The 15874-nt window shown below is 72.0% G+C and carries 11 protein-coding genes; 7 read left to right on the top strand and 4 right to left on the bottom strand.

All coding sequences use genetic code 11. The features are described 5' to 3' along the window. Nucleotides 1-34: 34 nt before the first annotated feature. Nucleotides 35-340 carry an STAS domain-containing protein gene (locus tag ABZY13_RS10075; protein ID WP_356628720.1) on the bottom strand — a complete coding sequence of 102 codons (306 nt, stop codon included), beginning with the start codon at nt 338-340 and terminating at the stop codon, nt 35-37. Continuing rightward, nucleotides 337-4446, bottom strand: a complete 4110-nt coding sequence (locus tag ABZY13_RS10080) for a SpoIIE family protein phosphatase (protein WP_356628722.1) — start codon at nt 4444-4446, stop codon at nt 337-339. Before ABZY13_RS10080 ends, ABZY13_RS10075 begins: the two co-directional genes overlap by 4 nt. Before the next feature lie 374 nt (nt 4447-4820). Here ABZY13_RS10080 and ABZY13_RS10085 point away from each other — a divergent pair, with 374 nt between their 5' ends. Continuing rightward, entirely contained in the window at nt 4821-6008 is a 1188-nt protein-coding gene (locus tag ABZY13_RS10085) for a PP2C family protein-serine/threonine phosphatase (protein ID WP_356628724.1), read from the top strand. A 38-nt stretch (nt 6009-6046) separates the two neighbouring features. Here ABZY13_RS10085 and ABZY13_RS10090 read toward each other — a convergent pair whose 3' ends face one another. Further along, a complete protein-coding gene (locus ABZY13_RS10090) occupies nt 6047-8152 on the bottom strand; it encodes an acyl-CoA dehydrogenase (protein ID WP_356628726.1) in 2106 nt (701 codons plus the stop codon). 464 nt (nt 8153-8616) lie between these two features. Here ABZY13_RS10090 and ABZY13_RS10095 point away from each other — a divergent pair, with 464 nt between their 5' ends. The 3 genes from ABZY13_RS10095 to ABZY13_RS10105 all read left to right on the top strand — a co-directional run bounded on the left by ABZY13_RS10095 (nt 8617) and on the right by ABZY13_RS10105 (nt 11605). Continuing rightward, nucleotides 8617-9360: a ScbR family autoregulator-binding transcription factor gene (locus ABZY13_RS10095; protein ID WP_356628728.1), complete on the top strand. Its 744-nt coding sequence runs from the start codon at nt 8617-8619 to the stop codon at nt 9358-9360. Between the two features lie 76 nt (nt 9361-9436). Then, nucleotides 9437-9616: a hypothetical protein gene (locus ABZY13_RS10100; protein WP_356628730.1), complete on the top strand. Its 180-nt coding sequence runs from the start codon at nt 9437-9439 to the stop codon at nt 9614-9616. A gap of 342 nt (nt 9617-9958) precedes the next feature. Beyond that, a complete protein-coding gene (locus ABZY13_RS10105; RefSeq protein ID WP_356628732.1) occupies nt 9959-11605 on the top strand; it encodes an RICIN domain-containing protein in 1647 nt (548 codons plus the stop codon). A gap of 299 nt (nt 11606-11904) precedes the next feature. On the opposite strand, the gene ABZY13_RS10110 is transcribed toward ABZY13_RS10105, so the two are convergent. After that, complete coding sequence (locus ABZY13_RS10110; RefSeq protein ID WP_356628734.1) at nt 11905-12483, bottom strand: helix-turn-helix domain-containing protein; 579 nt, start codon at nt 12481-12483, stop codon at nt 11905-11907. Between the two features lie 97 nt (nt 12484-12580). Between ABZY13_RS10110 and ABZY13_RS10115 the strand changes: the two genes are divergently transcribed. From ABZY13_RS10115 to ABZY13_RS10125, 3 genes are all read left to right on the top strand, one after another. Then, nucleotides 12581-13969: an MFS transporter gene (locus tag ABZY13_RS10115; RefSeq protein WP_356628736.1), complete on the top strand. Its 1389-nt coding sequence runs from the start codon at nt 12581-12583 to the stop codon at nt 13967-13969. 551 nt (nt 13970-14520) lie between these two features. Further along, nucleotides 14521-14838, top strand: a complete 318-nt coding sequence (locus ABZY13_RS10120) for an STAS domain-containing protein (RefSeq protein WP_356628838.1) — start codon at nt 14521-14523, stop codon at nt 14836-14838. Continuing rightward, complete coding sequence (locus ABZY13_RS10125) at nt 14835-15770, top strand: anti-sigma factor RsbA family regulatory protein (protein ID WP_356628738.1); 936 nt, start codon at nt 14835-14837, stop codon at nt 15768-15770. Before ABZY13_RS10120 ends, ABZY13_RS10125 begins: the two co-directional genes overlap by 4 nt. Nucleotides 15771-15874 lie beyond the last annotated feature (104 nt).

Genomic DNA, 15874 nt, shown 5'->3' on the forward strand with positions numbered 1-15874 from the left:
CGGGCCTCGCGCGTGGTCGTCTCCACGGCGGCGGTCACGGTCCCGGCACCTCGTCGACGCCGTGGACGGCGACCAGCCCGGCGAGACCGGAAATGGCGAGAACGGGCTCCAGCAGCGGCGGGACGACGAGTTCCAGCCGGTCGGCGTGGGAGAACAGCACGCTCAGTCCGGCGCTGTCCAGGTACTCCACGGCGGTCAGGTCCAGGAGGAGGGGACCGGGAACGCCGTCGAGGGCCTCGGCGAGCAGGGCGGCGTTGCTCATGTCGATCTCGCCGCTGACCGCGAGCCGGGCGGTGCCGTCGGGCCGCCGTCCTGGCGCGAGGGTGAGCGAAGTGGTCATCCAGCGATCCTCATCTGCATGTCGACGGTGGTTCCGCACGGGCCGGGAGTGATGGCGACCTGCTGCATCAGCGCCCGCATGATGGCCACGCCCCGGCCGCGATGGGGGGCGAGGCCGGGCTGCGGGTCCTTCCATCGTCCGCTGTCGGCGACCGTCAGGCGCAAAGTGTCCACGGTCGCCTCGGCACGCAGGCGCACGGCATCCCCAGGAGTGTGCCGGTGGCCGTGCTCGATCGCGTTGGCGCACGCCTCCCCGGCCGCGACGAGGACGTTCTGCACGGTTTCCGTGGGCAGGTCGCACTGGGCGAGCCAGCCGCGCAGCGCCTTGCGGACCGGTGCGAGCTGGGCGGACTCGGCGGGGAAGGACACCTCCAACGGCGCCGGATGACGGTAGAGCAGCAGCGCCACGTCGTCGTCGTAGCCGCCCGCGGGCGCGAGCCGCGACATCACCTTGGTGGCGAGGTCGTCGACGGACGCGTCGCGGCCCTCCTGCACGGCCTCGCCGGCCCGGTCGATCCCGACGTGCAACGGGAGCCGACGCCGCTCGACGAGCCCGTCGGTGTACAGCAGGAGTGTGGCCCGCGCGGGCAGGACGCACGCGGCCTCCGGGCGCTGGACGCCCGGCCGCACCGCCAGGGGCAGCGAACGCCCCCCGTCCAGCAGCCTGTTGGCGCCGTCGGGGAGCGCGAGGACGCCCGGCGGATGACCTGCGCTGGAATAGGTCAGCTCGCCCGTCGAGGGATCGAGGACACCGCAGAACACGGTCGTGCACAGCGCGCCCGGCACGCTCGCGGCGAACTGGTCGAGCGCCATCAGCGTCCGCGCCGGGCTGCGGTCCTGCAGCATCAGCGCTCGGCAGGCGCTGCGCAGCTGTCCCATGACACTGGCCGCTTCCAAGCCCCGTCCGACGCAGTCGCCCACCACGATGCCGATCCGCCCGTCCGGAAGCGCGACGGTGTCGTACCAGTCGCCCCCCACCTCCAGCGGGCGGGTGGCCGGCTCGTACCGCACCGCGAACCCCTCGGGGAGCCGGGCCGGACCCAGGATGGCCCGCTGCAGCGCGATCGCGGTCTCGCGCTGCTGGTCGATCTGGTGCGCCCGCACCAGCCCCTGCGCGAGGTGGCCGGCCAGCAGCGAGAGCAGTACTCGGTCCTCGGAGGTGAAGGGCCGGCGCTCGCCCAGATCGATCCACAGGGCCAACGGGCCGTCGGGGTGTTCCAGCAGGACCCCGGCGCCGGTTCCGTCGGCCACCGGGGTCAGCAGCGTCCGGCCGCGCAGATCCGCCAGTGCCTCCCGGCGCTCCGCCGGCAGCTCCTCCCACCGCAGGTCCGCGTCCGTGGACGTGAGGACCGGTACGCCGCCGTGGGCGAAGACGGCCGCCACCACGCGCCGCGCGTGCCACAGGGTCTTCAGCTCGGCGAGGGCGCCGGACAGCGCCTCGGACACACTGGCCGACCTCGACAGGGCTGTGCTCAGTGCGCCCAGCGCCGTCTCCCGCTGGACGGCGTAGTGCTCGGCGGTCACGTCGCGGAAGGTGCCGACGGCGACCCGGCGCCCGGTGTCGGGGTCCTGCGCCCAGGTGTGGGTGACGGCCACCCAGAGACGATGCCCGTCGCGGTGGGTGACGGGCACGGTGGCCGAGCCCCGCGGACGCTCCATCAGCCCGGCGAAGGCGTCGTCGGCAAGGCGGCGCGCCTCGGGGTCGTCGGCCGCGTCCGGCCACCACGGGTGGACCGGCGCGTACGGCAGGTCCTCGGGGCCGTAGCCGAGGATGTCGGTGAAGGCGGAGTTGACCTCCACGACGGACCCCGACTCGTCGCAGACGAAGAACGCCTCCTGGAGGGAGTCGATCAGCGCCGTCCGCCAGCGGAGGTGATGGGTGCGCAGCCTTGCCAGTTCGACGTTCACCCGCACCCGTGCCAGGAACTCGGCGGCGGCGAAGGGTTTGACCAGGTAGTCGTCGGCGCCCGCGTGCAAGCCCTCGATCGACGCCTCCTGCCCGGCCCGGGCCGACAGCAGCAGCACCGGCACCGACGCGGTACGCGCATCGCCGCGCAGCCGTGCCACCAGTTCCAGTCCGTCCAGCCCCGGCATCATCACGTCGCTGACGACCAGGTCGGGAGTCTCACGGCGGATCGAGCGGAGGGCCGCGACTCCGTCGGTGACGGCGGTGACCTCGTATCCCGAGGACGTCAGGAGGCGGGCGAGGTACTCGCGCATGTCGGCGTTGTCGTCGGCCACCAGCACCCGGGTGCCGGCGGCGGGTCCCGGACCGGACACGGCGGCGTGCACGTCGGTGCGTGCCGGGGCGCCCGCCTCGGCGTCACCCGCCGGCAGCCAGCGCAGGGCCTCCTCCACGTAGGGCTCTACGGTGACGGAGGCCGCGGTGCCGCCCGTCCGGGACACCACGTACTCCGGAGGCAGATGAGAGGTTCCGAACGGCAGCCGGACGGTGAAGACGCTGCCTTCCCCTTCCTTGCTCGCGGCGGTGATCACCCCGCCGTGCAGACCCACCAGCTCCCGCACCAGGGCCAGCCCGATGCCGCTGCCCTCGTTGGAGCGGGAGCGGGCGTCGGCGATGCGGTGGAACCGCTCGAACAGCCGCGGCATCTCCGCCTCCGGCACACCGACCCCGCTGTCGGCGACGACGACCTCGGCGTAGGAACCCTCCCGGCGCACACCGACGCGGATCGAACCGTCGAAGGTGAACTTCAGCGCGTTGCTCAGCAGATTGAGGATCACCTTCTCCCACATGCCGCGGTCGACGTACACCGGCTCGTCCAGAGGCTCGCAGTCCACGTCGAAGGCCAGCCCGGCACGTTCCACGGCGGACCGGAAGACGCTGGCCAGCTCCGCGGTGACCACCGCGAGATCCACCGGCTCGTAGCGGGCCTGCATGCGCCCCGCCTCGATGCGGGAGAAGTCCAGCAGCGTGTTGACCAGCTTGCCCAGGCGCAACCCGTTGCGGTGGATGGTGTCGAGTTCCCGCCGCACGGGCTCCGGTCCGTCGGCGAACCGGCCGCGCAGCTCCTCCACGGGCCCCATGATCAACGTCAGCGGGGTGCGGAACTCGTGACTGATGTTGGAGAAGAAGGCGGTCTTGGCCCGGTCCAGTTCCGTCAGCTCCTCGGCCCGCCGCTGCTGCGCCTGGTAGCTCCGGGCGCTGCCGAGGCCGGAGGCGATGTGTCCCGCCGTGAGCTCGACGAACCCCCGGTAACTGTCGTCCAGGACCCGGTACCGGTTGAGCGCCGCGACGAGGAAGCCATAGGGGGCGCTGCCCTGCTGCAGCAGGGGGACCACCAGGGCCTGCTCGGGCGGCCGGGGCCAGTCCCCACAGGGCAGACCGGTGAAGCGGTCAGCAGTCAGGGGCACGAGGGCCGTCTCGCCCCCGGCCAGGGCCGCGGCCGGCCACAGTGAGCCGGGGTCGCCGAGTTCCAGCTCGGCCGGTGCGGCCGGATGGCCCGGCGTGATACCGGCCGCACCGGACAGCCGGGCGACGTCGCCGTCGAACAGGTAGGTGAGGGTGAACGGCAGGTCCTGCCGGTTACCGGCCAGCTGCCGGTCGGCGAAGGCCAGCACCTCCTCCTCCGTGCGGATCACGCTCGGGTCCGACCCCAGGTCCCGCAGCGTGGCCATCCGCCGCTCGCCGATCACCCGTTCGGTGTCCTCGCTGACCACGCACAGCATGCCCACGACGTCACCGGTGTCGTCCCGCAGCGGGCTGTAGGAGAAGGTGTGGTACGTCTCCTCGCTGTAGCCGGACCGCTCCAGGAACAGCAGCAGGCCCTCGTCCCAGGTGGCCTCGCCCGTGCCGAGGACCGCTTCGATGCGCGGGCCGATGTCGTCCCAGATCTCCGCCCACACCTCGTTCGCCGGGCGTCCCAGCGCCCACGGGTACTTGCGGCCGAGGGTGTCGCGCCGGTAGGCGGCGTTGCAGAAGAACGTCAGCTGCTCGCCCCAGGCCATCCACATGGGAAACCGGGAGGACAGCAGGATGCTGACGGCCGTCTGCAGGCTCTGCGGCCACTCCCGCGGTCGGCCGAGGGGAGTGGCGGCCCAGTCCACGCGCGCGAGATCACGGCCCACCTCCCGGTCGGCGGCGAACACGTCACCGTCGGCCGAAGCGGGCAGCGGCCCTCGCTCATCCCCGCCCGAACACTCCACGCGACACCTGTCCCCTCGTTCCGGCCCACCCCGGTGGCCGTCCCCGTGCCCAGCGAGCCGCACGGCCGTCCCGCGGCCATGCGCCTTTGCCTGTCTCTGCCCCGGATCCGCCGTCCGACGCCGGAAACCGCCCCGGCATTTCACCGTCCCCGGCGACGCCGCCGACGACCCTGGGCGCCGGGCGTCCCGCTTCCCCGGACGCCGCCCGGCACGCCCGGGTCCGTGCCTGCTCCAGCGTACTGACCAGGCACTACGGCCGTCGGGGTGATGCTGCCGAGACTCGGGGAAGAAGGTGCGCCAGTCGATGGGAGGTCGCTGTGCAGGGTGGAGATCTGGAACTGGGTCAGCTGCTGGCCGCCGCGGAGGCGGCGCCGCCGGGTGAGTCCGTCGACGTGGTGGCACGGGACCTGCAGAAGCGGTTCGGTGCGGCGCGCGTGTCCTTCCTGTTCGCCGACCTCATCGGCCGGCGGCTGGTGCGCCTCGCCGCGGTCAGCGGCGACGCCGCGGACGACTCCGGGCCGATCGAGCTGCGGGACAGCGTCTACGACAGCGTTCTGCGCAGTCAGCGCCAGCACGTGGAACCTGAAGAGCAGGGCGGATGGCGCGTCATCACGCCGGTCACCAACCGGGGCGACTGCATCGGCGTTCTGGAGGTGTCCCTGCAGTCCCTCGACGACACCGTGCTCCGTCAGGTGCGCGAGGCCGCACACGCTCTGGCGTACATCATCGTCACGGACCGCCGCTTCACCGACCTGTACCACCTGGGCCGGCGCACCACCGAGACCAGCCTGGCCGCCGAGATCCAGCACCAGCTGCTTCCCTCGTCCCCCTGCTGCGAGGCGGCCCAGTTCACCCTCGCGGCCGGCCTGATCCCGGCCGACGACATCGGCGGCGACACCTACGACTACACCCTCGACCGCGACACGCTGCACCTGTCCATCACCGACGCCATGGGCCATGACACGAACTCGGCTCTGCTGGCCACCCTGCTCGTCGGTGCGTTGCGCAGGGCGCGCCGCAGCGGGTGCGACGCGCTCAAGCAGGCTCACCACGCCCACCAGGCCCTGTTGGCGCACAGCCGGGGCCTGGCCACCGGGCAACTGCTGTGCGTCAAGCTCGGAACAGGGCTCTGCGAACTGGTCAACGCCGGACATCCGCGGCCCCTTCGGCTGCGCGACGGCTCGGTCGAGGAGATAAGACTCGCGGTCAATCTGCCCTTCGGCGTGGCGGCGCCCACCTCCTACCGCGTACAACAACTGCACCTGCTTCCCGGAGACCGCCTGATCCTGCTCACCGACGGGATGCAGGAGCGCGGCGCCGCGGCCGTCGACCTGGCCTCGATCGCCCTGGACACCCGCTCGCTGCACCCGAGAGAGGCCGTCCGCAGTCTGACCACCGCTGTGCTCGACGCGTGCCATGGCAACCTCAGCGACGACGCCACGGTGCTGATACTCGACTGGCACGGCAATGGCCGGGACGCGGACGAGCCGGATGCACCCCACTGAGCCGGCGGCCGTTCGCCGCTGGAGGCATGCCTCGCGCCTCACGTGTGGTTGACGGGGGTTTGCTCCAGGTAGCGCTGGGGGTGGTCGTAGGCATGAGTGAGCGTGGCCAGGTGAGGCGCCAGATGGTGGGTGAGGGTGTCGGTGGTGTGGGGGAGCCGGTGGACGTGGTGGGGGGCGAGGTGCTGGTCGGCGAGGAGATCGCCGGTGTGCGGTGTGAGTTGCGTGAGGAGATAGAGGGCGGTCAGGCGGCTGAGGAGCGTGCGGGTGGGGGCGTGCGCCGTGCGGTGGAGGCCGGCGAGGAGGGCGTCCGCGGCGCGGAGGGAGGCCGTGAGGTGGGTGAGGGTGAGGGCGGCCGTGGTGGTGGCGTTCCAGCGGGCGGTGGGGTTGCGGTGGTGGGGGGTGGTCCGGAGGGCGGTGTGGGCGCGCCGGTGCCAGATGGCGGTGAGGTGGTGGAGGAGGTCGCGGAGGTGATGGGGGTTGGTGAGGTCGAGGGCGGCGGGGTCGGTGGGGGGCGGGAGCGTGGGGGCGTGGTGGGTGAGGAGTTGGGCGGCGGCTTTCGTGTAGATGAGCTGGTTGTCGCCTTCGGCGGTGATGGTGCCCTCGATGTAGGCGGTGAAGTGGGCGAGGGGGTGGTCGGGGAGAAGGGCGTGGGCGCCGCAGCGTTCGCGGCATTCGAGGGCGATGGTGCGGGCGTTCCAGGTGGTGAAGCCCTTGGTGAGGGCGACGAGGTGTTCGGCGTGGTCGCGGGTGTCAGGGGTGTGGGCTTGCCATTGGGCGAGGGCGTGGCGGTGGAGGAGGGTCATCGCGTACGCCGTGGCGGTGGCGGTGATGAGGGGCGCGTGGTGGGCGCGGTGGGCGTTGAGGGGTGTGGGCCGGCCTTTGACGCCGGTGGTGTGGCGGGTTTGGCCGTGGCGGACGGCGACGGCGAGGGCGGCGCGGGTGGCGCCGGTGGCGGCGGCGCTCATGCAGAGCTTGCCGGTGGTGACGCGCTGGATGGAGGTGAGGAAGCGCTTACGGCGGTTGCCGAGGGTGCTGGTCAGCAAGTGCTGCTCGGTGAGGCGGCCGTGGTCCGCCTGGAGGAGGGCGTCGTGGGGGAGACGCACATGGTCGAAGCGGGTGAGGCAGTGGTCGACGGGGGCGTCGGGGCGTAGGGGGAGAGGGGTGACATGGATGCCGGGGAGGTAGCCGTTCTCGTCGCTGAGGGGCGTGAGGAAGAGGTAGATGCCGTGGTCGTGGTCGTCGATGTGGAGACGGGCCGCGACGACGGCGGTTTTGGGACCCCCTGCGAGGCTGGTGTTGGGCATGAACTTCTGTGCGCCGGGGTGGGGGGTGTGGAGGACGAAGTCGCCGGTGCGGCGGTCGAGGCGGGCGGTGGTTTCCAGGTGGGCGGCATCGTTGCCGTGGTCGGCCTCGGTGCACAGGAACGTGCCGATGCGGCGCAGGGTGGTGTAGTCGGAGAGGTCGCGGTGGGCGTGGTCGTGATCGAGGAGGCTGCCGAGGAAGAGGTTGTAGTGGATGGAGGCGACGGTGCACAGGGCGCCGCCGCCGTTGAGGATGGCGGTCCATTCGTGGAGTGAGGCGAGCAGGGCGGGGTCGCGGGCGAGGTCTTCGGGGTCGTCGAGGGTGTCGTTGATCAGGCGGAGCCGCTGGTAGGCGTGGGCGGTGTGCTCGGCGGGGGTGAGGCGGGGGTCGTGCCGGAACGCTTCCTCGGCGATGAGGTTCTGCCAGGGGGTGTGCAGGCGTTCGCGTTCGGCGTCGTCGCCGAAGAGGACGCGGGTGAGTTCACCGGCGATGCTCAGGTCGGGGCCCGGCAGTGGGTCGCCTTCCCGCCAGTCCTCCGCACGGGCGGGGGCCGGCGAGGGGCGGGCGGGGCCGGCCGGGCGGGTGGCACCCGTGCTGTCGGCCGTGCCCGCGGTGTGCGTGTCGGTCCGGCCGGGCGTCCGTGTCCGGCCTGCTGCCGTGGCTCTGTCCGCCGTGCTCGCCCGCACGGCCGAGTCCGCTGCGCCTGCGGGCCCGGCGCTGCTCGTCTTGTACGCGGTGGCGGCTGTGTCCGCCGGGGCGGTCGTGGCGGCGCCGGGCTGTGGCCCCGGGGGCGGCCCGTCGGATGAGGGATGCGTGCCGTGCTGGGTCGTCAGAAGGGTCATGAACCCTCTCCCCGTTGTCGCAGATCCAGTGGATGTGCAAAGACCGGCCAGAAGATACGGACGTACCGGTTTTCTTATCAAGCCCATTAAAAGCAGGTCCGTATTGGCGGTCGGCCTGATTCTCGAGGAGTTTCCGAGCGGTTCGCGAGCGGAATCCTGCCTTCCCTCCGGTGTCCGCCCGTCGGACCGCGAGGTGGCGGTCGGCCGGGGCGGGCCGGCGGACACGGGCTCGACGCCGAGCGCGTCACCGCCGTGCCGGGTGGCCACCCGAACCACCGCCTCGGCCGCCCGTGCGCACAACGACCATCTGCTCGACGGGATTCGGGGCGGTCGTGGGCCTGTGCGTGAGGGCGGCTCGGTGGGGTGGGGTGGGGGTGGTTGATCGTTGGAGGGTGGGATGACAGGATTCGGACCTGTCGGTTTATTTTTCAGGGCGTTCCGGGGCAAGCGTGGAGGTGTGGGCCGTGGCACTGCAGGAACGGGCCATCAGAACGAGGAGGGCGATCCTTGTAGCTGCTGCCGCGGTGTTTGCTGAGGTGGGGTATGAGGCGGCGACGATTTCGGAGATTTTGCACCGGGCCGATGTGACGAAGGGTGCGTTGTATTTCCATTTTGCGTCGAAGGAGGAGTTGGCGCAGGCGGTGCTGGCGGGGCAGCTTGCGGCGATTCCGGCGCCGCCGCCGCAGGAACTGGTCTTGCAGGAAGGGCTCGACGAGGCGTTTTTGATTGCGCACCTGTTGTCGGTGGGGGACCCGGTGGTGCGGGGGAGTATCCGTCTGACGGTGGATCAGGGCGCGCCGAACGACGGGTTGGACCGCCGGGTGCCGATGAGTGGGTGGATCGAGCACAACGTGGATGTGCTGCGGCGTGCGAAGGCGCGGGGTGAGTTGCTGCCGCATGTCGATGTGGAAGCGGCGGCGCGGTTGTTCGTGGGGGCGTTCACGGGGGTCCAGGTTCTGTCGCAGATCATGGCGGGTCATGCGGACCTGCCGGAGCGGGTGTCGGATCTGCAGCGGCATTTGATGGCGAGCATCGCGGTGCCGGCGGTGCTGATGCAGTTGGACACGGCGGCGGACCGGGGGGCGCGGGTGTACGAGGCGGCGCTGAAGCTGCGCCAGGCCCGCGCGGAGGTGCAGGGGGAGGAGCGGGGCGCGCCGCAGGGGTCGGGCATGTTCCCGGCCGGGGGGAAGGTCCGCGCTGCGGACTGAACCGGCTCGCCGGTGGCCAGGCGCAGGAGAGTGGCGCCGGTGATGACCGGGGGTCGAGGGCTGTGCCGGCCCCGCGATGGCCGGTGAGCTGACCCTCGCCTACGAGGGTCTGGATATGGCGGCCGAGCCCGGTCTCGACCTCGGCATCTGCACCGCCGATCCCGGCTCGCCTTCCGACGAAGGGCTGTGCCTGCTCGCCTCCTGGACGGCCACCCGAGAGGCCGGCACCTCCGCCACGGAGGAGACGGCGCTCTGAAGGGGGCGCGGCAGGCGGTGCGGTGTGCATCCGTCCGGCCAGAACGGCCGGACGGATGCACACCGCCGGGACCGGCCTTGCGGCAGCCGTTCGGCTTCGGTCGTAGGGGTCGACGGCCATCCGGCTCCGCCCAAGTCGGGCGCCCGGCTGTCGCCGGCCCTCGAAACGGTCGAGCGGATGCGCGCCGGCATCGGCCGACGGGCTGGCGAGGTCGCCCCTCCGGGCGGTGTTGACATGTCCGGGCACCTCTTTAGGATCCGTGGAGCGCGCTCTGAGATTCCGAATGGTGCACGAAATTTCGAACCACTCCCTTCTCCTGATTCCGTGCCGAAGGAGCCCCTGGTGCCCATACGATCCGGCGGACGACTGCTCCGCCTCCTCGCGGCCGCCGCGCTGACCGTGACCGCGTCCGTGGCGGCCTCGGCCCAGTCCGGCGCCGCGGCCGCGCCGGGCAGTCCGGCGCTCACCCCGCCCCTGGGGTGGAACAGCTGGAACAGCTTCGGGTGCGGGATCACCGAGGCCCAGGTCCGCCAGGCTGCCGACGCGATGGTGTCCTCGGGCATGCGGGACGCCGGCTACCAGTACGTCGTGGTCGACGACTGCTGGTTCCACCCGCAGCGTGACGCCCAGGGCAACCTCCGGGCCGACCCGGCCAAGTTCCCGAGCGGGATGAAGGCGCTCGGGGACTACATCCACGGCAAGGGCCTCAAGTTCGGCATCTACCAGGCGCCCGGCGAGCGCACCTGCGCGCAGGCCGTGGGAACCTACCCGGGAGCCACGGGCAGCAGGGGCCACGAAGCCCAGGACGCCGCGACCTTCGCGTCGTGGGGCGTCGACTACCTCAAGTACGACTGGTGCTCCCCGAGCGGCACCCGCGACGAGCAGGTCGCGCGGTTCACCCTCATGCGCGACGCCCTGCGCGCCACCGGCCGACCCATCGTCTACAGCATCAACCCCAACAGCCTGCACGCCCCCACCGGCGCCACGTACAACTGGGGCGAGGTCGCCGACCTGTGGCGCACGACCGAGGACCTGCTCGACATCTGGCAGAACGGCAACACCAACAGCTACCCGATGGGCGTCGGCAACGTCCTGGACGTCACCGCGCCGCTGGCCGCGCAGTCGGGCCCGGGACACTGGAACGACCCCGACATGCTGGTCGTCGGCCGTCCCGGGCTGTCGCTGACCGAGTCCCGCTCCCACTTCTCCCTCTGGGCGCTGCTGGGCGCCCCGCTCATGGCCGGCAACGACATCCGCACCATGTCCGCCGACGTCAGCGCGATCCTGCGCAACCCGCGTCTGCTGGCGGTGAACCAGGATCCGCTGGGCGCGGGCGGGCGCAGGGTGCGCGACGACGGCGCCACCGAGGTGTTCGCCAAGCCGCTGTCGGACGGTTCCGTCGCGGTGGGCCTGTTCAACCGCGGCGCCGCGACGGCGACGGTCACCACGACGGCCGCCCAGGTCGGCCTGTCGGGCGGGCCCTTCACCCTCACCGATCTGTGGACCGGCGCCACGTCGGGCACGTCAGGGCAGATCTCCGCGAGCGTCCCCGCGCACGGCGTCACCGTGTTCCGGGTGAGTGGCGGCAGCCCGCTGACCGTCACCACGTCACGCCTGCGGGGCAGCGCGTCCGGCCGCTGCGTGGACGTGGACGACGCCTCCACCGCCGCGGGCGCCACCGTGCTGATCTGGGACTGCCACACGGCCGCCAACCAGCTGTGGACCACATGGGCCGGCGGCGAGATCCGCGTCTACGGCGACAAGTGCCTGGACGCCGACAACCAGGGCACCGCGAACGGCACCCGTGTCATCACCTGGCCATGCAACGGCCAGAACAACCAGAAGTGGACCATCGGCGCCGACGGATCGGTCCGCAACGTCCACGCCGGGCTCTGCCTCGATGCCAACGGCGCCAACACCGCCAACGGAACCCCACTGATCCTGTGGACCTGCAACGGCCAGGCCAACCAGAAGTGGACCCGCGCGTGACGCACCGCACCCCGGGCTCCGTCCGGCACCACCGGACGGAGCCCGGCCTCCTCGCGTCCTGGTGCGTCCCCGGCCGACGGCGGTCACCGACTGCGGTCTGAACCCACGCAGGCATCCCCGCCGTCCTCGACCGTGGGCCCGGGTGTTCGCACGGTGGCCTGACATGAAGGAGAAGACGTTGCCCACGACGGCGCTTCGGTGGTGGTGAGGTCGCCGCGCAAGGCAGTGCGGGGCCAGTTGTGGTCGGTACGGCGGTCGCGGAGTCGGCCCGCTTCCCGTGTTGCGACGCGCGGTGTCCGTCAGTCCTTCGCCGTCGGTCCGGTGCGGACGACGGCCTGGTCGCCGTGAGGGCCGAACAGGTGCAGGATCTCCACTGCTTCGGCGCCGGCGGGGCCGAACCAGTGCGGTTCGCCGGTGTCGAACTCGGCGACCTCGCCGGGGCGGAGGACGACTTCGCGTTCCCCGAGGATGAGGCGCAGTTCGCCGGCGAGCACGTAGAGCCATTCGTAGCCGGAGTGGGTCACCAGTCTGGGTTCCCGGTACTTGAGCACCTGCTTGAAGACCTGGATCCGGCCCGGGTACTGGGTCAGGGGCACCAGGACGCTCCCGCGTCCCCGGCTCTGCGGCTTCAGATGGACCCGTGGATCACCGGTGGCCGGAGCCGCCACCAGCTGGTCCAGGGCGACACGGTGGGCGCGGGCGAGCGGGATGAGCAGGTCGAGCGTCGGGCGCCGTCGCCCCGACTCCAGGCGCGACAAGGTGCTGATGGAGATGCCGGTGTCCTCCGCGAGGCTGTCCAGGGTGAGCCCGCGGTCGCGGCGCAGGGTCCGCAGCCGGGGCCCGATGCCGTTGAGGAGTTCTTCGAGTTCGCCTTCCATGGAAGCATTTTGCGGTCTCCGCAAAGTTCCTGGTCACGGTGTCTGCCTCGGCCCGAGTCTGGGCGGCAGCAGATCCCGTACCGAAGGGGAACCTCCCGTGACCACGACATCCTTGACTGCCCCGTCCTCTCCGCCGGGCAGGCGCCGGCGCTGGACGGTGCTGGCCGTCTGCGCGCTGAGCATGTTCCTGGTGGGGGTGGACACCACCATCGTCAACGTGGCCCTGCCCGAAATGGGGCGGAGCCTCGACGTGGACACCCGCGGTCTGGAGTGGGTCGTCGACGCCTACACCGTGGTCCTGGCCGCCCTCCTCATCGTCTCCGGAGCCCTCGCCGACCGCTTCGGACGCCGCCGTGTCTTCCGGTGCGGACTGCTCGTCTTCGGCCTGGCCTCGCTCGCGTGCGCCCTCGCCCCGTCGCTCGGCCTGCTGGTCGCGGCCCGGGCCGTCCAGGGGGTCGGGGCCTCGATGCTGAGCCCCGTCGCCCTGGCGATCGTGGTGAACGCGATGCCCGATCCACGGGAACGCGCCCGGGCGATCGGCGTGTGGGCGTCGGTCTTCGGTCTCAGCATGGCGGTGGGCCCGGTCACCGGCGGGGCGCTGATCGCCGCGTTCGGATGGCGTGCGGTGTTCTGGATCAACGTGCCGCTCGTCCTTGCCGTCCTCGTGCTGGTCGCGGTGTTCGTGCCGGAGTCGCGGGCAGAGCGTGCTCGACGACTCGATCTGCCCGGGCAGGTGCTCCTCACCGTGGTCCTCGGCCTGGTCGTCGGCCTTCTCATCGAGGGCCCCCGCATCGGCTGGGCCTCGCCCGCGGCCGTCACGGGCTACGCCCTGACCACGGCGGCGGCGGCCGCATTCGTCCGAATCGAACTGCGCAGGAGCGAACCCTTGATGGACCTCGCGCTCTTTCGCCGGCCGCCGTTCGCGACGGCGGTGCTCGGCGCCATGGCGGTGTTCGTCGCGCTGAACGTGAGCCTGCTGCTCAACACCCTCTACCTCCAGCACTCCCGCGGCTGGACGCCGCTCGAAAGCGGTGCTGCGACCCTCCCCATGGCGCTCGGGGCCATCCTGTGCGCGCCCTGGTCCGGCGCCCTGACAGGACGCCACGGTCCGCGGCGTCCGCTGATCCTCGCGGGCGGGTTCACCACGGCCGGCGGTCTGTGCCTGGCCGGCCCGGGCCAGGACGCGAGCGTGTCGCTGATCCTCCTTGCCCACCTGCTGATCGGCGTCGGGTTCGGCTTCGCCAACGCCCCCCTCACCAACACCGCGGTCGGCGGCCTGCCGCCGTCACGGGCCGGTGTGGCAGGTGCGATCACCTCCACCGCGCGCCAGGTCGGCGCGGCGGTCGGCATCGCCGTCGCCGGAGGACTGGTCGCGGGCGCCGGTCCCGCCACCCTCGCCGCCGCGGCGCAGCCCGGATGGCTTCTCGTCGCAGGCTGCGGACTGTTCCTTCTCGTCGTGGCGCGCGCCGCACGACCGGCGGCCTGATCGACGACTTGCGCGCCGTCCCGACTCGGCTCGCGCGCAAGCAGCAGAGCCGTGGCGGACCGCTCGGCGGGCAGGACGGCGGCGGCATCGACGATGTCGCCGCCTCCGGCGTGGCGGGCGGACGGCGGCCACGACCGCCCTCGGAACGGCATGTGCACGGACGATCGACCAGGTCTGACCGGGACGGAACGGTGCCACGCCGCGGCGGGTCGCCGCCCGACGGGCAGCCTGCCCGCACCGCAGTGCGGGCAGGCTGCCCGTGCCCCCTGGCGGTGGCCGTGCCACCGCTCGCCGTGGTGGTCGCCTGATCGCTCCGTTGACCGCCGCTGGGGCACAGAGCCGTCCAGTGCAAATCCGCGAAGCGCGGAGGGAGTCCCGTGAGCGTCCCTGGCCGCGGGGCGGGTCGGGGCGAGCGGCGGGCCGCGATAGGCTGACAGGTCGGGAAGGACTTCCCGTGCTGCGCCGAGGGCGGCCGGCAGTCGGCGGCCGCCGGATGGTGAAGGAGACCGAGCGTGGACGGGCCACATGCGGTGGGTGAGACCGGGTCGGCAATGCCCGGGAGGGCCGCGTTGGAGGTGAGGCCGTTGTCCGGTCGTTCAGGGATACGTGCCCATGGTGAGATCAGTGCGCTCACGCGCCCGTCCTGGGAGCACGCCCTTGGCGAGCTGGCCCGGCGGCATGCGGGCGTGTCCTACGTGGAGCTGTCGGACGTGGCCTTCGTCGACGTGGCCGGGGTGACCGCGCTGGCGCTCACTGCCATGAACCTGCCCGACGGACGGGTCGTGGTCGAACATCCCCCGCCCCAGTTGCCACGCCTGCTGGACATGTTCTGGCCGGGACAGAACCGGATCGAGGTGGCGCCGCGATGAGCACGCTGGACGCCTCGAACACGTTCGTGCACCCCGCCCTCTTCTACCGCACCGCGGACGAGTACACGCAGCGGACGGTCGCCTTCCTGGAGGAAGGTCTGGCGAACGGCGAGCCGATGGCCGTCGCGGTGCCCGGCCCCAATCTGGAACTGATCCGGAGCGGACTCGGCGCGGACGCCGACGGCATCGTGTTCCTGGACATGACCGAGGTCGGCCGCAACCCGGGACGGATCATCCCCAAGGTGCTGCGCGGCTTCGCCGACGCCCATCGAGGGGGGCGGGTACGGATCATCGGTGAGCCGATCTGGGCCGGGCGCAGCGCCGTGGAGTACCCGGCGTGTGCGCAGCACGAGGCGCTGATCAACGCCGCCTTCGAAGACCGCGCGGTGACGATCCTGTGTCCGTACGACGAGACGCGGCTGGATCCGCAGGTGATCGCGGACGCGCGCATCACCCACCCCACCGTCATCGACGGCGAGGGCCGTGAGGAGCCCAGCGACGTCTACGACTGGGAAGCCGTCGTCTCCCGCTACAACCAGGCACTGCCGCCCGCCGCCGCGGATGCCGCGGTCTTCCGCTACGAAGCTGCGGACTTGCCGGAGGTCCGCGGTTTCGCCGTCGGCAGCGCCACGCGGCTGGGGCTGGCGGGGGAGCGGCTCATGGACGCGGAACTGGCGGTCGCGGAGCTGACGACCAACAGCGTGGTGCACGGCGGCGGCCGGGGCACGCTGGCCGTCTGGGCGGAGCACGGTCAGGTGGTCATCGAGGTCCGAGACGCGGGCCGGCTGACCGATCCCCTGGCCGGGCGCCGCCCTCCGGAACCCGGCCAGCTCGGCGGCCGTGGCCTGATGCTGGTCCACTACGTGGCCGATCTGGTGCGCGTACACACCGGCGACGACGGCACGACCGTCCGTCTCTACCTCAGTACGTGACGGGCACCGACCGGCACCAGTCGCCGACCGCAGCGATACGCCCCCCGGCAAGGCCGACGAGCCTCCGTCCTCGTTTGGCATGATGAGGGGCTGCGGAATTCCAC

The sequence above is a fragment of the Streptomyces sp. NPDC006610 genome (genome assembly GCF_040611575.1).
In the GTDB taxonomy this organism is placed as follows: domain Bacteria; phylum Actinomycetota; class Actinomycetes; order Streptomycetales; family Streptomycetaceae; genus Streptomyces.